Below are 19,687 nucleotides of genomic sequence, written 5' to 3'. Positions count from 1 at the left end.
TTGGTTGACCTCTTTTTATATATTTTTCAACTAATTTAAGAAATTTATCTCTTTTTGGTGTACTTTTTTTCTTTTTACCTTCTAAATATATTTCATTAGCCTTAATAGAATCATAAACAACAAAATCATGGGTACAATTATTTTTATGAAATCTAGGGCACTTATTACAAACTACAGGTTGTTTCTTTAATATGTCACAATTATGTTCATCAATTGTTGAAATATGTCCATATGGTAATCTAGAATTAAATTTTAGTACCCTTCTATTGGTAATCTCTCTAAGTATTGTGTGATAAGAAACCCCTATTAATTCTGAAATATATTTTATTGATTTACCTTTTCTTAAATACATTTCAATTTTAATTCTATCATTAATTTTTAATTGCATTTTTATCTCCATTCTTAGTTAATTTTGTGCATTTCATTTAAAAAAAATTGTGCATTTGCTCCTAAAAATGTAGAACAAAATATTATTCCAACACACCTATTTTAAAAAGTTATAGCTATTGTGTCAATGAAATCAAAAAATGGACCATATACCAAACAAGATTAAAATCCTGTATTTATGGTATTTAGTCCATATTTTTTATTGTGTGCATTTCATTGTAAACATTACCTATTTAAAAATAAAATTCCCCAAAACAATAGTTTTGAGGAATTAAATAATACAATATTTTATTCTGTTCTATCTTTCATTTTTTCTTTATATTTTCTAACTTGTCTTTCTAATCCTGATGATAAATTATCTATAGCAGCATATAAATCTGGATCACTTTCTTCTTGTCTAAGTGTTTTATTTGGTGCATAAACTGTAGCAATTGCTTTATATATTTTACCTTCAGATTTTGTAGGTTCAACAGTTAATGTTACATGAGTTTCATTAATATTTTCTAGATACTTAGTAATTTTGGAAATTTTACTTTCAACATATTCCTTAATAGGTTCTGTCATTTCTAATTGTTTACCACTAATAATTATTTTCATAATAGCACTTCCCTTCATTGCTTCCTTACTATATTATACCCTCAAAATCTTTTTTTTCAAGTTTAAATTTGTTTTAATTTACCATTTTCTATCTTATATTTTACTTTGGCCAAATTAGCTAGCTCTATACTATGAGTAACTATTATTATTCCTTGCCCTTTTTTATTTAAATTCACAAATAGTTCATTAATCAAATTACTAGTTTCATAATCTAAATTTCCTGTAGGTTCATCAGCAAGAATAATTTCAGGTTCATTTATTAAAGCTCTCGCAATAGCAACTCTTTGTTTTTCTCCACCTGAAAGTTCATTTGGTTTGTGATTAATTCTTTCTTTTAAACCAACCTCTTCTAATATTTTTTTTGCTTTTTCTTCTATTTCTTTTTTTCTATTTTTACCATCAACTAATGCTGGTATCATCACATTTTCTAGTGCAGTAAATTCATTTAATAAATAGTGAAATTGAAAAACAAAACCAACTTTTTTCCTTCTTAAATCTGTCAATTTATTATTCAGTACTTTTTCTCCATCTATAAATACTTCACCCTCAGTTGGAAAATCAAGTAATCCTAAAATATTTAATAAAGTTGTCTTACCACTACCAGATTTACCCTGTATAGAAAAAAAATCACCATTTTCAAATTTAAAATTTATATCCTTTAATACTTCTATTTTTTCAGCTTTAGTTACATATGTTTTACCTACATCTTTTAATTCAAGCATTTTTACTCCTAATTATTATATTTTATTGCTTCAGTTGGATTCATTTTTGATGCCTTAATAGAAGGAAGTATAGTTGATAGTAGTATAAGTATAAATGATATAAAATAGATAATTATCATTTCAACTATACTAATTCTTATAGGTAATGTATCTAAATAATAAGTAGTTGTCACATAATATTTAAATATTATTCTTAAAAATATTATTATTAATGGTGAAAGTAATATAGATATTATCATTCCCACTATTCCTATTATTAGACCTTCAAATAGAAATATTTTTAAAATATTCCTGTCATTATATCCAGTTGCTTTCAAAATCCCAATATCAGTTATTTTCTCTCTTACTATCATATTTAAAATTACAGATATTGCAAAAGATGCAATTAATATTATTAAACTTAGTATTGAAACTAATACAAATTTTTCAAAATTTATTGCACTTAATAAACTTTGATTATCCATACTCCAACTTCTTGCAAAAACTTTATCTCCATAATTTTCATTTATATCCCTAACCAAAATATCTAGTTTTTCTATATTAGTTGGATTATCCACTAAAATAGAAACGGTTGATACCACTTCTCCTCTTTCTTCTAAAATTTGAAGAGTTTCAAGTGGAAATAATAATAAATCTGAGTCATAATTATAAAAACCTGTTTTAAATACACCAGATATTTTAGCTTTAATTTCCCTCATTTCTGATGTTAAAACCGTAATTTCATCTCCTAAAACTGTACCTGTTTTTTTTAAAAATTCATTACCCACTAATACTGATGTTAGTTCATTACTTTCTATTTTACCTTCAACTATATTTATATCTAAATCCTCTAGTTTAGTCCCTATAATTAATGTAGATGTAGAGTATCCGTTTACACTAACTAATCCTTGAGCTTGTAATCTATAATTAATTTTCTTTATGTCATATTGTTCAAATTCTTTACTAATATCAAGATATTGTTCCTGATAGTCTTGATAAATATCTACACTAACATGTGGTGAAAGTGAAAGAAGTGAATTCAACATATTATTCTTTAATCCATTAGAAATAGCAAGAGAGACAACAAAAACAGTTAATGCAATTGCTATACCTAATATGGAAACTATTGATTGAAATTTTCTTTCAATAATATGTCTTTTTGCTATAAAAAATTCTATCATTTAAACTCTACCCCTCTATTATTACTTCATTATTTGATAATAAAGAAATTTGTTTAATAAACTTAAATTTATTATTAATATTTAATCTGTATACATATTCTTTATTGTCTTTAGTAGTAATAACTAGACAATTTTCATTAATTTTATTTGAAATTTTCATTACTCTTATACTTAATTTAGTAATATCTTTAACTAACAATTTATTTTTATCATCAATAATATTATTTTTATCTACAATAATTTTAAATTTAAATACAGTATATAGATGAAATATAATATATACAAATAATCCTAATACTATTATTAAGTATACATAATCTTTTGAAAATTCACTACTTAATATATCTTTACCTACATAAAATATGGTAAACATTATTATACCTGCTAATACAAAACTTCTAAAAAAATATGTATTAGAAAGCCTATATTTAACTTTTTCATCAGGATTAATTATTTTGACTTCATTTATTTTATCTTTTAAATTATACATATTATTCTCCGTTTTCTTTATTCTCTTTGTCAGTTTTTGTATTTTCTTCTTTATCAGTTTCTACATCAACTTTAGAATTTTCTTCATTTTTTTCTTCTTCATTATTAACTATCTTATATATTCTTTCTCCTTCTTTTTTCATATTAAGATTATCTCTAACAAATTTTTCTTTATTAATACCTTTTCTAGATTCTTCTAATTCTTTCTGAAGTTTTTCCTTTTCTTGTTTTAATTTTTCATATTTTTCAGTACTTTCAGTTAACTTCATATTCATTTCTCTACTTAATTTCATATTATTATATATTCTAAATAATAATGTAGTAAATATTAAGAAAAACAGAAAAATAAATAATATTGTATATAGTTTTTTTTTCATTTTATCTCTTCTCTTTTCTTTTTTTAACTTCTTTTATCGTATTTAAGAAACTATCTAAATTTTCAAACTTATTATATACCGACGCAAATCTAATATAAGCAACCTCATCAAAAAGAAATAATTTTTCAAGTATCATATCACCTAATCTATTACTATTAATCTTTCCATCATAATTAGTTAATATATCTCTTTCTATCTCATCTATCATCTCATCAACTTTATTTTGAACATAAGTTCTTTTCACAAGAGATCTTATAATACCTTGATATACCTTATTTCTATCAAACTCTTCTATCTCACCATTTTTTTTAATTACAACTATAGGTAAATTAAATATCTTTTCTATAGTATTAAATCTTTTATTACAAATATCACATTGACGTCTTCTTTTTATAGAATTCCCATCACTATATGAACGACTATCAACTACTCTAGTTTCTTTATCACCACAATATGGACACTTCATAATAACCCCTAAACTTCCTTACTCTTTATTAAATCAATTAATTCTTCTTTACTTTCACATTCTAAAAGTTTTTTTCTAAAATTTTCACTTTGACAAAATCTAGAAATTTTTGCTAATATTGTTAAATATTCTCTACTTAATTCAACTGGAGATAAAAACATAAATAAAGTATTTACTTTTTCTTCGTCTACTGCTTCATATTCTATTCCATCTTTAACTACACCAACTGTAATTATTATATCCTTAACTGCGTCCGTTTTTGCATGAGGGATAGCAACTCCTCTTCCTATTCCAGTAGTACCTAAAACTTCTCTTTCTAATAAATCCTCAAATGCTTTTTCTTTGTTTATAATATTTTCATTATTTTCTAAACCTTTAAACATTTCTTTTAATAATGCATTTTTATTTTTTGCTTGTAAATTTAAGTTAATTCCATCTACATATATTTTCTCGAATATGTAATTAGTCTTCATCTCTATCTCCTTCATTAAAGTATCAATATTTTTTTATAATTTAATTTTATTTCGAAATAATTATTAATATACCCTTCAAAGCAGTTTAACAATGTAATTAAACTATTTGGATTATTTAAAACGCTAGTTTTTGAATATTCAACATAATCATTATATTGATTAAGTAAATCATATTGATTAACTAATTGATTAAGATCAAATATTCCTAAAACTACCATTAATCTTCTTAAAAAAGTAATCAAAATATATCTTTCAAAATCTATATTTTCAATTAATTCATTATCTAAAGCATCTATATATTGAATAATCTCTATACTTTTATTATATAATTCCTCATCTGGATTATCAAATTCTAATACTTGATTTAAAGAATGAGCTATATAGAATAATAGTTGTAATTTTTCAATTTTATTCATAGAATTTTGAAAACTATGCTGTAATATACTATTTGTAATTATTTTTGAACTATTTTTTATTTCTATTTCAACATCTGAAATACTTAATGGCATTAAAGATGCTAAATGCTTTTTCTTAGAATTTCTGGCATTAAATATTATTGCCGATACTTTACCATGTTTTTTGGTAAATAATGTAACTAAAATGCTACTTCCCGATATTTCTTTTTTATTTAAAATAATAGCAACATCATTTATAATTTTCATTAGTAATTAATCAAATATTCAAGAGTTACTGTATTAGAAATATACTGTATTTTTTTCGGTTTATTTCCAATATATTCCTTAATTTTAATACTGTATTTGTCTGCTATTATTTCTATTAAAATATCATTTTCAAATATATATTTCTTATTTTTATTCTCATAAGTTTCTTTTTTATCCATTTTAGATAATTCCTCTAATATTGAATAAATAGAACTATCTTCATTACTTAATTTTTGTTGTACTGTTTGTTTAATTTTAGGTGAGTATAATGTTTTTTTACCACTCGTGTATGTAATTACTTCACCTTTATTTAATTTTGGTTCTATTACTTCTAATTTTACAACGTCAGGGGTGTAATCAAATTTATATTTTTTTATTTTTTTCTTATTATTTATCAAAAAATTCTCAATTACTTCTGCACTAAAATTTTGTTGTAAAAATTGAAAAGTTTTAGAAAAAGAGATATTGACAAACAACAACGATACTATTAATAACTTTTTCATCTATTTTCTTCCCCTTCTATTTCCTTTAATAATTTCAATTTATTATTATCATATTGATAAACTACTACAGTATTTATTCCTATGATTCTATCACTTATAGTAAAATTAAGTTCTTTATTATCTATAAGTTTAGTTTTATCTTCTAATCTAAAGCTTCCTATAGGTAATCCCTTAGGATAAAGTTCACTAATTCCAGAAGTTTCAATATCAAATTGAAATATTTTTTCCGAATTCTCAACATTGAAATTCTTAATCACAAAATTTAAAGAACCTTTTCCACGAATAATACCTGTAAAAATATTATTAACATTTACAGACATTTTAAAATTAGGATTAGACAATAAATAAACTTCAGAATATTTTTCAGAAACTTTATTAATCTTACCAATTAATTTACCATTTAATATTACAGGTGAATTTTCAGTTATTCCTTGATTTTTACCTTTATTAATATATATTATATCCTGATCTTGTAAATTATCTTTAAGTATTACTTCTGCAACTACAAAATTTTTATTATCAGTATTTTCAAGTTCAAGATAAGTTCTTAATTCTATATTTTCTTCTACTATTTTTTGAAGTTCCATTTTTTCTGCAGTTAATAATTGTATTTCTGATTTTAATTTTTCTAATTCATCTACATTTTCTTTGACATTTCTTAAATAATCTAATTTTTGATTATACTTCATATAACTATTATAAATTAAAGTTTTGGTGTCTACTAATTTAAAATTAATATCAGATAACATTACTTTAGTAATATTAAAAATTCTATTTCTATTTAGAAAAAAAATCAATAACATTAATCCAAATAAAAAGAATCTTTTTATAATGTTTTTTTTCTTTCTCATTATATCACCTAATACATACCTGGCATTTGTTGATTATTTTTATCTTCCTTTGTAACTACACTAACTTCAGTTGTTAATAATAGAGAAGCTATAGAAGAAGAATTTTGTATTGCAGAACGAGTAACTTTAGTAGGATCTATTATTCCACGTTCAAACATATTAACATATTCTCCTTTTAAAGCATCATATCCAAAATTAACATCTGAATTTAATACTTTTTCTAATACTACACCAGCATCAACCCCTGAATTTATTGCTATTTGTTTTAAAGGAGAAAATAATGCTTTTTTAAATATTTCAACTCCTATTCCTTCTTCACCTTCTATATTAAATTTTTTAATATCTTTGTATATTTGAATTAGAGCTGTACCTCCACCTGCAACTACACCTTCTTCTACAGCTGCCCGAGTAGCATTTAAAGCATCTTCTATTCTCATTTTTTTCTCTTTCATTTCTGTTTCTGTAGCTGCACCAACTCTTATTACAGCAACTCCACCAGAAAGTTTAGCTAATCTTTCTTGTAATTTTTCTCTATCATAATCTGACTTTGTCTCAAGTATTTGACCTTTTATTTGTGTAATTCTTTCTTCCCTCTCAAGGGTATTTCCTAATCCATCTACTATAATAGTTTTATCTTTAGTTACTTTAATTTTTCTTGAAGATCCTAAGTCATCTATATCCGCTTCTTCTAATTTCATAGCCTTTTCTTCAGAAATAACTATTGCACCAGTTAAAATTGCTATATCTTCTAACATAGCTAATCTTCTATCGCCAAATGCTGGTGCTTTTACTACAACAACATTTAGTGCTCCTCTTATTTTATTTAGAACTAAAGTAGAAAGTGCTTCTCCTTCTATATCATCAGCTATTATTAATAAAGGTCTAGAACTTTCTACAACTTTTTCCAATAATCCTAATATCTCTTTCATAGAGTTTATTTTTCTACTTGTTAATAATATATATGGATTTTCTAACTCAACTGTCATTCTTTCTGTATCTGTAACCATGTATGGCGATAAATACCCATTATCAAATTGCATTCCCTCAACAACTTCCATAGTAGTATCTAAAGATCTTGCTTCTTCGACAGTTATTACTCCATTATCTCCAACTATTTTCATAGCATCTGCTATCAATTTACCAACAGTTTCATCAGCTGCAGAAATTGATGCAACTTGTTCTATTTCGCTATTATTTTTAATAGAAACTGATCTTTCTCTTAATTTTTCTATTGCAAGTTTAGTAGCTTTTTCTATACCTCTTCTTATAAAAACAGGATTTGCACCTGCTTGTATCATCTTAGATCCCTCTTTAATTAAACTTTGTGCTAAAACAGTAGCAGTAGTAGTACCATCTCCTGCAACATCATTTGCTTTTATAGCTACTTCCTTCATTAGTTGAGCACCTAAATTTTCTGTATAATCTTCTAATTCAATTTCTTTAGCTATAGTTACACCATCATTAGTAATTAACGGAGCACCATAACCTCTATCTAAAACAACATTTCTTCCACGAGGACCTAAAGTTATTTTTACTGCATCTGCTAATACATCTACTCCTTTTTGTAGTGCTAATCTTGCTTCTTCATTAAATTTTATTATTTTACTCATTATACCCTCCAATAACTGCATAAACATCTTCTACATTTATTATATATCTAATTAAACCATCATATCTTACTTCCATAGCTTTATCTAAATCAACTAAAATATATTGACCTATTTGTATGTTTTTTTCTATTTTTTCAGAGACCTCTATTACTTTAGCAAAGTTATTTTCTGCTTCTACATTTTCACTTAAAATTAATCCACTTCTAGTTTTTTTCTCTGTTTTCACTTTTTCTATTAATATTCTATTACCTAATGGTTTTATTTCCATTTCATACACCTTTCTATGTGAAATTTTCTTTAAATTATACCATATATTGTGATTATTATCAACAAAAAAGAGTAGTCTTAAGACTACTCTAAATATCATTATTTCTATATTATGCCCAATTTCCATTTATAAACACAGGGATTTCTTTTCCATCTTCAGTAATTCCAACTATATTTAATGAGGCATCACCTATCATAAAGTCTTCATGAACTAAGCTATTATTAACTCCAGCTCTTAAAGATTCTTCTTCATTCATAGTAGTTCCACCTTCTATACATGTTGGGTATGCTCTACCTAATGCTAAATGACATGATGCATTTTCATCAAATAATGTTTCACTAAACATAATATTAGTATTAGATATAGGTGAATCAAATGGTACTAAAGCTACTTCTCCTAAAGAAAGGGCTCCTTCATCAGTTTCTAATAAAGATTTAAGTACACTTTCTCCTTTTTTTGCAGAATAGTCTACTACTTTACCTTTTTCAAATACTAGTTTAAATTCATCAATTAAATTTCCACTGTAATTTAATGGTTTAGTACTATAAACTACTCCATTAACTCCATCTTTATGTGGTAAAGTAAATACTTCTTCAGTAGGCATATTAGCAGTAAATTCAACACACTTAGAATTTAAAGACTTACCTGATGTCCAAATATGACCCTTAGGTAATTCTATAGTTAAATTTGTACCTTTTTCACTAGTATATTTTAAATATTTAAACTTCATATCATTTAAATATTTAGCTTTAGAACTTAAGTTTTCTATATGTTTTTCCCAATTTCCTACAGCATCTCCATCTATTCTCATTGTATAAAAAATTGTTTCCCATAATTTACTTACAGCTTCTTCTGCGTTTAATTCAGGAAATACAATTTTAGACCATGCTTTTGTTGCAGCACCAATTACAACCCATGAATTTTCATCACTCATTAAAGCTTTTCTTAAACCAGTCATTGATTTAGATACTGCCATAGTTCCAGCTTTAATTTTTTCTTGATCTAATCCTTCTAAATTATTTGGATCAGAACCAACTATCGATATGAAAACAGCATTATTTTTAACACAATCATCATATTGATCCACAATGTAACTTTTAACTTCTTCTAAAGTTTCTTTTGAAGCATATTTATATTTTTGTCTTGCTAATACATCATCTCTCCATATAACTTGTACATCACTTGCTCCTACTTTATATGCTTCTTCACTTAATAAATATACAAACTCTCTATTTTCAGTTAATGCTCTTATCACTACTAATTGGTCTTTTTGTACATTAGCGCCTATCTTAATTACTGTTTCTGCATATTTTTTTAATTTTTCAATAAATTCCATTTTTACCTCTTTCTAAAATTAGAGGATTACTGTAAACAGTAATCCCCAATATTAATAATTTATTATTTGTTCTTTTAATTTATTCAAATCATCTTCACCTAATAGATATTCAATAACTGCAAATCCTAACTCTTTTGCTGCAGCAACTGACCTAGCTGTTATTATATTTTGATCTTCTATAACAGGAACATCTTCATATATTGCTCCATTTTCTATTAAATCCATTTCTAAACCTTTAAATACCGTTGATTTTTTACTTTCAAGAAAACCTAATTTAGCTATATAAATTGGTGCTGCACATATAGCAGCAACTAAATTATTTTGATTGTAGTAATCTACTAATTTTTCTTCAAGTATTTGAGAATTAAAGTATTCTTTTGTTCCTGGACCACCAGGTAAAAATACACAATCATACTCGTTAAAATCAACTTCATTTAATAATTTGTCAGTTAAAATTTGAATATTATGAGAACCATTTACTTTTTTTTCATTATATATACTTACCGTATCTACAAGTATATTTGCCCTTCTAAATAAATCAACTGGAAATAGTGCTTCTATTTCTTCCACACCATTAAACATTAATACTGCTATTTTCTTCATATTAAACTCCTACAAAATATTTAATTAATACATTTACTGGCCATGCAATTAATGATAACAATGCAAAAACAAACATTCTGTATACAAATCCCATAGATAATTTATCTGAAATTCTTTTAAAAATTACAGATGCTATAAATATAGCTGACATTATCAACACTAATTTTACTGGAGTTTGATTTATAACTGAAACAACAAAAAATAAAAAGTAGAATACATAATCAAGCTTAGTAAAAGGTAGATTATCTATTTCATTATTTTCTTTTTTATCTAAAATTTCATTTTTAACTTCTTCTTTTTTTGTTTTTAATTTTCTCATACTACTCCTATCTTAATGCATCAACTACTTCTTCTGGAGTATTTTTACTTAAAATTAAATCTCTATATTTTTGAGCTTCTGCATAATTTGACTCTAATATTTTATTTTTAACTTGTAATACAGATGATGCTGACATACTAAATGCATCAAGTCCCATTCCTAATAATAGTTCTGTAGCTTGTTTATTACCAGCAAATTCTCCACACATACTTATAGGTATTCCTCTATCATGTGCTGCATCTATAACTTTTTGTATTGCCTCTAAAACTGCAGGGTTAAATGCAGAATAAAGATCTGAAACCATTTCATTTCCTCTATCTACTGCTAAGAAATATTGAGTTAAATCATTAGTACCTATTGAGAAGAAATCAACTTCTTTTGCAAATTTATATGCAATAATTGCAGATGATGGAGTTTCTATCATGATACCAACTTTAATATTTCTATCAAATTTCTTACCAATTTCATCTAATTCTTTTTTACATTCTTCTAATATTACATTAGCTGCTCTAACTTCATTTATTGAAGTAATCATTGGATACATAATTTTAACTGTACCATAAGCTGATGCTCTTAATATTGCTTTCAATTGTGTTTTGAACATATCTTTATGAACAAGAGATATTCTTATAGCTCTATATCCTAAGAATGGATTCATTTCTTTTGGTAAATCTAAATAAGGTAGCTCTTTATCTCCACCTATATCCATAGTACGTATAGTTATAGGACAATTTTTCATTTTTTCTACTACTTCTCTATATGCTCTATATTGTTCTTCTTCAGTAGGCATATGATCTGAATTCATAAATAAGAATTCAGTTCTATAAAGTCCTACACCAGTAGCTCCAGCTTCCATAACTGCATCTATATCTTCTGGTTTTCCTATATTACCCCAAATTTCAACTTCATGTCCATCTTTAGTAATAGGTTTTAAATCTTTTATTTTTTTCAATTCTAATTTAGCTTTTTGTTGCTCTTCTCTTATATTTTCATATTCTTTAATAATAGCATCTGTAGGTTCAATATATATTTCACCTTTTTCTCCATCTATAACTATTCTTTGACCATCTTTAACTTCACTAATTATAGATTTAGTACCAACTACTGCTGGAATTTCAAGAGATCTTGCCATAATAGCTGAGTGAGCTGTTTTACCTCCAACTTCAGTAACAAACCCTCTACAATTTTTTAAATCTAACTGAGCTGTATCTGAAGGTGTAAGATCATTAGTAATAATTATTGTATCTGGTTCTAAATTACTTAAGTCACTTATTTTAATGTTTAATAAGTTTTTTAACCATCTTTTACCTATATCTTGGAAATCTGCTGCTCTTTCTCTTAAATAAGGATCATCTAATTGTGAAAGCATTAATGAGTATTCATCTATACCCTCTTTTAAAGCATGCGCTGCTTTTAGACCATCTTCCATTATTTTGTTTTTAATTTCATCCACTAAATCTTCATCTTCTAATAATAGAATATGACCATCAAAGATATCAGCTTTATCATCACCCATCTTAATTCTAACTTTTTCTCTAATAGATATAAGTTGAGTTTTTGATTTTTTCATAGCTTCTTCTAGTTTAATAATTTCAGATTCATAAGTTTCCTCTGTAAGTAATTTTTCTTCAGGAAGTACGATTTCTTCTTCATGAAATACATAAACTCTACCAATAGCAACTCCCTCAGAAGCTCCAATACCCGTTAATCTCATCATAGTAATTTTCCTCCAATTTTATTTATTTTTTCTTATTTCCTTAATTTTATCTCTCAATAATTTAACTATATTACCTTTACCAAAATTTGCTGCTAAATCTATTGCACTATTCCCTTTAAAATCTTTATGCAAAGGATTAGAACCATGATCTAACAGATATTTTGTTACTTCATAATTTCCAGTTAATGCAGCATCTTCAAGTGGATGCCATCCATCTACATCATTTTGAAAATTAACCATTTCAGGGTTTGATTCAACTAATAACTTAACTGCATCAAAATTATCAAAATAAATTGCAGTATGCAGAGGATATTTACCTAAAATATGATGTTTAATATTTAAGTCAACATTATTTTTTAATAACTCTTCTAGAATATATGTATTACCGTATTCTATGGCAAGCATCAATGCAGATTCACCTAACTTATTTTTAGCATTAATATCTACTTTTTCTATCCCTTTTTTTATTACAGGTCCAAAACCTGGTGCATAAGCATTTTCAGGATAAATACTAATACTTTTCTCTTCTTCACCGTTGATAAATGAATAAGCTAAAGTATTGTTTGAAAATTTTATTGCATTAAAAAATTCGTTTAATTTATTTTCTTTTTTTTGTTCTAATTCTAACATTTGTGTAGAAATAAAAATATTATTTTCTTTACAAAAAATAAAAGAAGAAAGTACCAAAAAGAGTAATATATATATTTTTTTCATACATTCACCTCTTTTTCATTATATTTAATTATATCACATTAGTGTTTTTCTATCAACTTTAAAAATTTAAAATATTTATTTAAAAATTCTTTATCAGACATTTTTCTTACCAATAAATCAGGCCTATTTTTTATTGTTTTTAATATAGACATATACTCTCTATATTCTTCAATTAATTTATGATTACCTGATGTAAGCACTTCAGGAACTTCAAATTTGTCTATTTTTTGAGGTCTTGTATATTGTGGAAATCCTAATAATCCGTTATAAAAAGAATCTGTTTCATAAGATTCTTTTTTTATTATTCCTTCCTTCAATCTTATTATTCCATCAACTAGTACCAAAGAAGGTAAATCTCCACTACTTAATACATAATCTCCTATAGATATTTCTTCATCAACAAATTTGTCAATTACCCTTTGATCAAGACCTTCATATCTACCTGAAATAATACAAATATCTTCCATTTTTGATAATTCTATAATTTTTTCCTGATTTAATGTTTTCCCTTGTGGAGTTACAAAAATAGTATAAGGTTTTTTTATTTTACTTTTTCTAAGTTCACTAAAATATTTCCAAAATGGTTCAGGTTTAAGAACCATACCTGCTCCACCTCCAAAAGGAGTGTCATCAACTTGTTTATGTTTATTATCTGAAAAATCTCTTATATTTACTATTTCTATTTCAGTATTATTATCTTCAGCCCTTTTCATTATAGTCTGAGATAAATATAGATTAAATATCTCATTAAATAAGGTCAAAATTCTAATTTTCATCTATCTCATTCCTTCTAATAACTTAACTTTTATTTTTCTTTCCTCATCTAAAATTTCTAATACAAAAACATCAATAAAAGGTATAAGTATTTCATTATCTTCTTTTTCGACTACTAAAATTGGATGTGCTGCAGTATCTAAAATATCTACAACTTCACCTATATTATCCTCCATATCAAATACAGAATATCCAATTACAGTTGTTTCCTCCTCATATTCAGGAATTAAATCATGCCTTATATATATTTTATATCCTGTTAATTCCTTTGCATCATTAACATTTTTTATTTTATCTACATCTATTAATGCTCTTTTATCTGTAATACCTTTAACTTCTTCAACTTTAACTATTCTAATATCATTAAAATTATTTTTTATAATTACATTTTTACCTATTATTTCATTTAATAATGGGAATATAGTATTTATTTTTAAAGTCCCCAATAATCTGTGAGTACCTGTAATGGTACCAATTAATATTAAATCATCCATTATTATTCCTCGTTTTCTTTTCTTTCAGTCTTTATTTTAAAAGCAAAATATATTGCTGCTATCATTATTATTTTTAACATAGTGTCTGTTGTTAAAATATATGGTAATTTATTCCCTAATTTATTTACCATTTCTAATACAGTGATATTTATATCCTCAATTTTAACTATGTCATTTCTGATGTAAAAATATATGAACAATGTAAATATAGTATAATAATTAATAAATAGAAGTAATATATTTACATATAGTTCACGGAATAAATTCATTGAATATTTTATTGAATCATTAACATTTAAATTTTCAACAAAATATAAATATGGGAAAAATACTAAAAACATTTTTAATATTAAAACTATAGTTAATATAGAAGGAAAAAATATTTGTAGTAAATCAATTATTGAATACGCAAAAAAATATATTAAAGATCTTTTATAGTTTATTTTATATTTCATACTCTTAGATAATAATATTATTAACCCTATTAACATAATATTTTGTATTAATTTTAAAAATATTACTAATTCAAAACTACTACTCTCTAATAAAGAAAATTTTAATAAGAAAAAATTTACTATAAAAAATATAACAAGAAAAGCAATATTTTTCTTTATTAATTTGTAAATTGTATTTAAAATCTCTATAAACATATTGTATCACTTAATTTTCTTAAAATTAATACTATCTTCTGCTATAGCTTTTAAAGTTTTTAAATCCATATTTTCATCGTTAGCTACTATAGCACTTACAGTACCTTCTATTAAAGGACAATCTGCTATTTCTACATCTATTTCATTATTAATTAATTTAATAGCTCCTTTTACAGCATTAATTGAACTACCAAAGTCAACTAAAACTAAAACTCCTTTACCTCTATTTGCTTTTTTAATTACATCTGCAACTATTTCTGGTGTAGTACCATATGTATCATAATTAGTTCCACCACCATTTAATAATTCAAAATCTTCTTGTTTTAATACATTACAAAATTCTAAAAATGCATCAGTCATAGAATTACTATGACAAACTAAAACTATACCTACTGTTTCTTTTTTCATTATGCCTCCTATTTTTCTCCTAATAATCTATCTAGTATTATAGCTACTGCTGCTCTTACTGATAAATGATTATATTTAGTATTTATTCTAATTGGTTCAAGTATATAATCTGAACTATCCATAATTTCCTGAGTTAAGCCCCAACCAGTACCAAATAAAATTAGATATACTTCATCATCATTAAATATTTTTTCACCTAAATTTGTAAAAGAAATAGTTTTTTCAAACAGTCTAGCTGAAGTCGTTACAATTTTTGGTTTTTTACCTGTTATTTTAATTATTTCTTCAATGCTTTTTTCTATACTATCTGATAATAATGTATTCTCAAAAGCTTCATTTCTATCTTTATTAAAATCTATTCCGTCACCTTCTTGCCAAAAACCTAATATTTTTTGTGTAAGTTCCTTTTGTGCATCTACAGGTGTTATTATAAAGTATTTATTAATATCATAAGTTCTACATGTTCTTGATATATCATGTATATCAAAGTTTGTTACTGATGTTGCTACTACTTCACTATTTTTATTATACACAGGATAGTGTACTAAACCTAAAAATATATTATTTCTCATAAATATCCTTTCTATTAATTAAATATATATAGTCTCGCTTCTTGTAATAGTCTTCTTTGAGAAGAATATGTAACTATTTTTAATGCATCATTATAATTACACCACTTATATTCACTAATTTCACCTAAATCAATTAAAACATTATGACTAGTAGCTTTTGCAATGAAAAATGTTACATATTTAAGTTCACCCATATTAGTAATATATGATATATCTTTTTTAAATTTATCAGAATCAACTATTACAGTTTCAAGATTTGTTTCTTCTTTTATTTCTCTAATTGCTGTCATTATCTCAGTTTCATTTTCTTCTATATGTCCTTTAGGAAATCCCCAATTACCACCAAGTATTTTTACAAGTAAAAATTCTATTTTATTATCTTTATTAATTCTATAAACTATACCACCAGAAGAACATACTTTATCTATATCGTACTTAATACTATATCTTTCTTTTATATAGTTTATTATATCTTCTTTTTTATTATTCAATTTACCTTCATTTACTTGTTTATATATATCTTGTCTTATAGATTCTTTACTTATATTAAGATCTAATCCTATATTATATAAATCAACTAAATTTATATCCAAGTCATTTATAAAAACAACTTCTCCTTCAAAGTATATAGCCTGTATTCTGCCTAGTAATTCTAAAGTTTTCTTTACAGCTTCATTATAGTCACTCTGATTATGATGTATAAAAGAAATAAAATTTAGTAGTTTAGAAACATTCTTATTATTTCTAAATTCAAACAACATTCTTTTAACTGTCTCTTTATTTATAGTTCTACTAATAATATTGCTATAATAAATTAGATTTTTTACAAGTATTATATCAGTAATATTAAATCCAATTTTTTTCAAATAAGTTTCAGATATAACCATACTGTTTACTAAATATTTGCAATCATCATCAATTTTTTTCCCCGAATAAAGAAATATAATAGCATAACCTATTGTTTTATCTTCAAATACGTTATATTTACAATATACATTATATATATTAATTATTTTTTTTATTGTTTCATCATCTAAATTATTTGTTGATAATTCAGGAATAAATGATTTAAATAAATTACATTCCAACATTATTTTAAGTGATTTATATGAATATTTGTCAAATAAAATTTTATCCAATAATTTCCCGAATCCACTGATACTTACATTTAATTTTTTATGATTTTTAAAACTTAAAATAGCATTTTTAGTTTCATTACTTAATTTAAAGTTATATTTAGAAATCAAATAAAGAGCCCTATAAATTCTAGTATTATCCTCTGCAAATCTTAACACTTTATCTTCACCTATAATATTTAATTCTAAATTTTCAATATCTTTCAATGATGAATATTTATCTATTAATCCTTTATTATTATTGTATGCTAATGCATTTACAGTAAAGTCTCTTCTACTTAAATCTTCTTCAATATTTTCTACAAAGTAAAAATTTTTTGGATTTCTTCCGTCTAATACTCCACTTTCTTTCCTAAATCTTGCTATTTCAATTTTAAATTCATCAACTTGTATTGAAATTACTTGATATTTTTCTGAAATAATAATAGGGTTATACTCATTAAGAATATGTAATAGTTCCTCCATAGGTATATTTGTAGCCATATCAAAATCTTTAGGTTTTAGGCCTAAAAATATATCTCTTAATGCACCTCCAACTAAATATCCCTCACCATATTCATTTAACATATTTAAAATAAGTTGTAATCTCTCATCTAAGTTTATGTACATACTAAATACCTACTTTTTTTTAAATTTTATCATATAAAATCCATCTAAATATTTATTTTCATATGAAATTAAATTACCACCAAATTCATCCTTTATTACTATTACATCTTTGGGAAATTCATAATCTACAACTTCCAAATCTTTATACTTTTCAAGAAAATATGATACATTATTAGTATTTTCATTTTCTAATATAGTACAAGTACTATATACCATCTCTCCACCTTGTTTTAAAAGGTTATATGTATTATCAAATATTTTTTTTTGTAATTTTTTTATTGCTTTTATTATTTTTAAATCAATTTCATATACTTTTTCAGGTTTTTTAGTTAATACTCCAAGTCCAGAACATGGAACATCCAATAAAATCTTATCATAAATACCTTCAGAAAAAGTTCTACCATCAGCTAATTTAGCTTCAAAATTTAGATAATCTTTTTCAAACTCTTTTAAAATTTTAACCTTATGCTCATGTATATCTGTTGCTATCAATTTTTTAGGTCTGTATTTTTGTAATATAGCTAATGATTTACCTCCTGGGGCAGCAGCTACATCAAGTACTATATCTGTTTCTTTCGGTGAAAGCATATCTACAACTAACAAAGAAGAACCATCCTGTATTACTACATCTCCTATTAAGTATGCTTTCGTTTTAAGTATATTATTATTATTTAAATAATATACATCTGATACATTCCACAATATTTCACTATCTACAAGTTTTAATAAATCTAAAAAATCATCTTTACTTAAGTTATTATGATTAACTCTTACTGAAAAAAAGCTTTTTCCCTTATATCTATTTAAAACATCTATGTATTTATCTTCTCCAAATTGATTTTTAACTTTTTCATAAAACCATAATGGATAAGATATTTTAATATGATCAGGCGCTAAATCATATATATCTTTTTTATTCTTTTCAAAATTTCTTAAAAAAGAATTTATGAAATTAGCTTGAAAAACATTTTCTTCTTTTCCTAATTCAACTGCTTCATATATTACTCCAGCAGCATCTGCATCAGTATATATTAATTGAGCTATACTTAGTCTAAGTATTTGCCTAGTTTTTCTTTTAACACTTCTTGCAAGCTTAGAAATAGCATAATCTATATATATCAAATTCTTAAGTGTAACATTTAACATATTATTTAGAAATGCTTTTTCTTTTTTATTATACGTATTATTATCAAAAATATATTTTAATTGTAAATTACTATATTTTTTATTTTCTATTACTTCATCTAATAGATTAATCAAATCTTTTTTTATTTTCATTTTTCTTCTCCAAATATTCTATTATTATTAATATTATTATCTCTAGTATTAAAAATACAGGGATCAAAAATGATATTACCTCTATATATAGGCAAATTGAAAAAAATATATTAAATATTGAGAAAAATAAATATTTATTCTTTTTTAAATCCAAAATATGAAATATTAATACTATATTTGAAATAAAATATATAAACCTAAATACAAATGCAACTACAGATAAAGAATAATTTTGTACTATCATATCATTTAAATAAAATGATGATGAAAAAATAGCCTCAAATAAATATGCTGCAAAAGTACTAACAATAGATAAAGTAAAAATTATTTTACTTTTACTTTCAATAACTTCTAAGAAATCAAAATTTATGTATGTTATTGCAAGCATAAAGATTAAAGATGATATAAACATCAATAAATTAGAATTGGGTCTACTTGCAATAAAATTATATACAAATGCCACTATTATAGATAATAATCTATATTTATTATTTTTTATTATTTCTTTCATA

General features: G+C 24.5%; 26 protein-coding genes. All 26 read right to left on the bottom strand.

Annotated elements, in window-relative coordinates; genetic code table 11:
- Positions 1-388 (bottom strand): helix-turn-helix domain-containing protein (locus AYC60_RS03395; RefSeq protein WP_197416937.1); only part of this gene is annotated, 388 nt, incomplete at its 3' end.
- 287 nt (positions 389-675) lie between these two features.
- Complete coding sequence (gene hpf / locus AYC60_RS03390) at positions 676-984, bottom strand: ribosome hibernation-promoting factor, HPF/YfiA family (protein ID WP_067321339.1); 309 nt, start codon at positions 982-984, stop codon at positions 676-678.
- Between the two features lie 62 nt (positions 985-1,046).
- The gene (locus AYC60_RS03385) at positions 1,047-1,706 is read right to left on the bottom strand and encodes an ABC transporter ATP-binding protein (RefSeq protein ID WP_067321322.1); all 660 of its coding nucleotides are present in this window, start codon (positions 1,704-1,706) and stop codon (positions 1,047-1,049) included.
- A gap of 8 nt (positions 1,707-1,714) precedes the next feature.
- A complete protein-coding gene (locus AYC60_RS03380; protein ID WP_067321319.1) occupies positions 1,715-2,866 on the bottom strand; it encodes an ABC transporter permease in 1,152 nt (383 codons plus the stop codon).
- A gap of 7 nt (positions 2,867-2,873) precedes the next feature.
- A complete protein-coding gene (locus AYC60_RS03375; RefSeq protein ID WP_067321317.1) occupies positions 2,874-3,356 on the bottom strand; it encodes a hypothetical protein in 483 nt (160 codons plus the stop codon).
- A gap of 1 nt (position 3,357) precedes the next feature.
- Complete coding sequence (locus AYC60_RS03370; protein WP_067321314.1) at positions 3,358-3,732, bottom strand: septum formation initiator family protein; 375 nt, start codon at positions 3,730-3,732, stop codon at positions 3,358-3,360.
- A gap of 1 nt (position 3,733) precedes the next feature.
- On the bottom strand, positions 3,734-4,198 hold the full coding sequence (gene nrdR / locus AYC60_RS03365) for a transcriptional regulator NrdR (protein ID WP_067321312.1): 465 nt from the start codon (positions 4,196-4,198) through the stop codon (positions 3,734-3,736).
- 8 nt (positions 4,199-4,206) lie between these two features.
- A complete protein-coding gene (locus tag AYC60_RS03360) occupies positions 4,207-4,671 on the bottom strand; it encodes a PTS sugar transporter subunit IIA (RefSeq protein WP_067321309.1) in 465 nt (154 codons plus the stop codon).
- Positions 4,672-4,685: 14 nt separating this feature from the next.
- Positions 4,686-5,333: a DNA repair protein RecO gene (recO, locus tag AYC60_RS03355; protein WP_067321306.1), complete on the bottom strand. Its 648-nt coding sequence runs from the start codon at positions 5,331-5,333 to the stop codon at positions 4,686-4,688.
- Entirely contained in the window at positions 5,333-5,836 is a 504-nt protein-coding gene (locus tag AYC60_RS03350; RefSeq protein WP_067321303.1) for a hypothetical protein, read from the bottom strand. The genes recO and AYC60_RS03350 overlap by 1 nt, the downstream gene beginning before the upstream one ends.
- On the bottom strand, positions 5,833-6,687 hold the full coding sequence (gene mreC / locus AYC60_RS03345) for a rod shape-determining protein MreC (RefSeq protein WP_067321300.1): 855 nt from the start codon (positions 6,685-6,687) through the stop codon (positions 5,833-5,835). The genes AYC60_RS03350 and mreC overlap by 4 nt, the downstream gene beginning before the upstream one ends.
- Positions 6,688-6,695: 8 nt before the next feature.
- A complete protein-coding gene (groL, locus tag AYC60_RS03340; protein WP_067321297.1) occupies positions 6,696-8,297 on the bottom strand; it encodes a chaperonin GroEL in 1,602 nt (533 codons plus the stop codon).
- Positions 8,290-8,565, bottom strand: a complete 276-nt coding sequence (locus tag AYC60_RS03335) for a co-chaperone GroES family protein (RefSeq protein WP_197416936.1) — start codon at positions 8,563-8,565, stop codon at positions 8,290-8,292. Before AYC60_RS03335 ends, groL begins: the two co-directional genes overlap by 8 nt.
- 109 nt (positions 8,566-8,674) lie before the next feature.
- Entirely contained in the window at positions 8,675-9,901 is a 1,227-nt protein-coding gene (locus AYC60_RS03330; protein WP_067321291.1) for an aminopeptidase, read from the bottom strand.
- 51 nt (positions 9,902-9,952) lie between these two features.
- A complete protein-coding gene (locus AYC60_RS03325) occupies positions 9,953-10,504 on the bottom strand; it encodes a DJ-1 family glyoxalase III (RefSeq protein WP_067321288.1) in 552 nt (183 codons plus the stop codon).
- Between the two features lies 1 nt (position 10,505).
- Positions 10,506-10,823, bottom strand: coding sequence for a hypothetical protein (locus AYC60_RS03320; protein ID WP_067321285.1), 318 nt, complete (start codon positions 10,821-10,823; stop codon positions 10,506-10,508).
- A 7-nt stretch (positions 10,824-10,830) separates the two neighbouring features.
- A complete protein-coding gene (ptsP, locus tag AYC60_RS03315) occupies positions 10,831-12,540 on the bottom strand; it encodes a phosphoenolpyruvate--protein phosphotransferase (protein WP_067321282.1) in 1,710 nt (569 codons plus the stop codon).
- An 18-nt stretch (positions 12,541-12,558) separates the two neighbouring features.
- Complete coding sequence (locus AYC60_RS03310; protein WP_067321279.1) at positions 12,559-13,254, bottom strand: ankyrin repeat domain-containing protein; 696 nt, start codon at positions 13,252-13,254, stop codon at positions 12,559-12,561.
- A gap of 38 nt (positions 13,255-13,292) precedes the next feature.
- The gene (trmD, locus tag AYC60_RS03305; RefSeq protein ID WP_067321277.1) at positions 13,293-14,030 is read right to left on the bottom strand and encodes a tRNA (guanosine(37)-N1)-methyltransferase TrmD; all 738 of its coding nucleotides are present in this window, start codon (positions 14,028-14,030) and stop codon (positions 13,293-13,295) included.
- On the bottom strand, positions 14,031-14,522 hold the full coding sequence (gene rimM / locus AYC60_RS03300; protein WP_067321275.1) for a ribosome maturation factor RimM: 492 nt from the start codon (positions 14,520-14,522) through the stop codon (positions 14,031-14,033).
- 2 nt (positions 14,523-14,524) lie between these two features.
- On the bottom strand, positions 14,525-15,172 hold the full coding sequence (locus AYC60_RS03295; protein WP_067321272.1) for a hypothetical protein: 648 nt from the start codon (positions 15,170-15,172) through the stop codon (positions 14,525-14,527).
- A 6-nt stretch (positions 15,173-15,178) separates the two neighbouring features.
- The gene (locus AYC60_RS03290) at positions 15,179-15,580 is read right to left on the bottom strand and encodes a PTS-dependent dihydroxyacetone kinase phosphotransferase subunit DhaM (RefSeq protein WP_067321269.1); all 402 of its coding nucleotides are present in this window, start codon (positions 15,578-15,580) and stop codon (positions 15,179-15,181) included.
- 8 nt (positions 15,581-15,588) lie between these two features.
- The gene (locus AYC60_RS03285; protein WP_067321266.1) at positions 15,589-16,152 is read right to left on the bottom strand and encodes an RNA methyltransferase; all 564 of its coding nucleotides are present in this window, start codon (positions 16,150-16,152) and stop codon (positions 15,589-15,591) included.
- 14 nt (positions 16,153-16,166) lie between these two features.
- Positions 16,167-17,897 carry an NUDIX domain-containing protein gene (locus AYC60_RS03280; RefSeq protein ID WP_067321263.1) on the bottom strand — a complete coding sequence of 577 codons (1,731 nt, stop codon included), beginning with the start codon at positions 17,895-17,897 and terminating at the stop codon, positions 16,167-16,169.
- Positions 17,898-17,906: 9 nt separating this feature from the next.
- Positions 17,907-19,175: a transcription antitermination factor NusB gene (locus tag AYC60_RS03275; RefSeq protein ID WP_067321260.1), complete on the bottom strand. Its 1,269-nt coding sequence runs from the start codon at positions 19,173-19,175 to the stop codon at positions 17,907-17,909.
- Complete coding sequence (locus tag AYC60_RS03270; RefSeq protein ID WP_067321257.1) at positions 19,150-19,686, bottom strand: hypothetical protein; 537 nt, start codon at positions 19,684-19,686, stop codon at positions 19,150-19,152. The genes AYC60_RS03275 and AYC60_RS03270 overlap by 26 nt, the downstream gene beginning before the upstream one ends.
- Between the last annotated feature and the right edge of the window lies 1 nt (position 19,687).

Source organism: Streptobacillus felis, assembly GCF_001559775.1.
Taxonomy (GTDB): Bacteria; Fusobacteriota; Fusobacteriia; order Fusobacteriales; family Leptotrichiaceae; genus Streptobacillus; species Streptobacillus felis.
This window is presented reverse-complemented; position numbering and strand designations above follow the sequence as displayed.

Coding starts and splice junctions, on each gene's coding strand:
- AYC60_RS03325 (WP_067321288.1), bottom strand. CDS start 10,504: ATGAAGAAAATAGCAGTATTAATGTTTAATGGTGTGGAAGAAATAGAA.
- AYC60_RS03320 (WP_067321285.1), bottom strand. CDS start 10,823: ATGAGAAAATTAAAAACAAAAAAAGAAGAAGTTAAAAATGAAATTTTA.
- AYC60_RS03280 (WP_067321263.1), bottom strand. CDS start 17,897: ATGTACATAAACTTAGATGAGAGATTACAACTTATTTTAAATATGTTA.
- AYC60_RS03370 (WP_067321314.1), bottom strand. CDS start 3,732: ATGAAAAAAAAACTATATACAATATTATTTATTTTTCTGTTTTTCTTA.
- AYC60_RS03295 (WP_067321272.1), bottom strand. CDS start 15,172: ATGTTTATAGAGATTTTAAATACAATTTACAAATTAATAAAGAAAAAT.
- ptsP (WP_067321282.1), bottom strand. CDS start 12,540: ATGATGAGATTAACGGGTATTGGAGCTTCTGAGGGAGTTGCTATTGGT.
- AYC60_RS03360 (WP_067321309.1), bottom strand. CDS start 4,671: ATGAAGACTAATTACATATTCGAGAAAATATATGTAGATGGAATTAAC.
- hpf (WP_067321339.1), bottom strand. CDS start 984: ATGAAAATAATTATTAGTGGTAAACAATTAGAAATGACAGAACCTATT.
- AYC60_RS03330 (WP_067321291.1), bottom strand. CDS start 9,901: ATGGAATTTATTGAAAAATTAAAAAAATATGCAGAAACAGTAATTAAG.
- trmD (WP_067321277.1), bottom strand. CDS start 14,030: ATGAAAATTAGAATTTTGACCTTATTTAATGAGATATTTAATCTATAT.
- AYC60_RS03335 (WP_197416936.1), bottom strand. CDS start 8,565: ATGGAAATAAAACCATTAGGTAATAGAATATTAATAGAAAAAGTGAAA.
- recO (WP_067321306.1), bottom strand. CDS start 5,333: ATGAAAATTATAAATGATGTTGCTATTATTTTAAATAAAAAAGAAATA.
- AYC60_RS03270 (WP_067321257.1), bottom strand. CDS start 19,686: ATGAAAGAAATAATAAAAAATAATAAATATAGATTATTATCTATAATA.
- AYC60_RS03310 (WP_067321279.1), bottom strand. CDS start 13,254: ATGAAAAAAATATATATATTACTCTTTTTGGTACTTTCTTCTTTTATT.
- AYC60_RS03275 (WP_067321260.1), bottom strand. CDS start 19,175: ATGAAAATAAAAAAAGATTTGATTAATCTATTAGATGAAGTAATAGAA.
- AYC60_RS03350 (WP_067321303.1), bottom strand. CDS start 5,836: ATGAAAAAGTTATTAATAGTATCGTTGTTGTTTGTCAATATCTCTTTT.
- AYC60_RS03380 (WP_067321319.1), bottom strand. CDS start 2,866: ATGATAGAATTTTTTATAGCAAAAAGACATATTATTGAAAGAAAATTT.
- nrdR (WP_067321312.1), bottom strand. CDS start 4,198: ATGAAGTGTCCATATTGTGGTGATAAAGAAACTAGAGTAGTTGATAGT.
- AYC60_RS03385 (WP_067321322.1), bottom strand. CDS start 1,706: ATGCTTGAATTAAAAGATGTAGGTAAAACATATGTAACTAAAGCTGAA.
- AYC60_RS03375 (WP_067321317.1), bottom strand. CDS start 3,356: ATGTATAATTTAAAAGATAAAATAAATGAAGTCAAAATAATTAATCCT.
- rimM (WP_067321275.1), bottom strand. CDS start 14,522: ATGGATGATTTAATATTAATTGGTACCATTACAGGTACTCACAGATTA.
- AYC60_RS03290 (WP_067321269.1), bottom strand. CDS start 15,580: ATGAAAAAAGAAACAGTAGGTATAGTTTTAGTTTGTCATAGTAATTCT.
- mreC (WP_067321300.1), bottom strand. CDS start 6,687: ATGAGAAAGAAAAAAAACATTATAAAAAGATTCTTTTTATTTGGATTA.
- AYC60_RS03285 (WP_067321266.1), bottom strand. CDS start 16,152: ATGAGAAATAATATATTTTTAGGTTTAGTACACTATCCTGTGTATAAT.
- groL (WP_067321297.1), bottom strand. CDS start 8,297: ATGAGTAAAATAATAAAATTTAATGAAGAAGCAAGATTAGCACTACAA.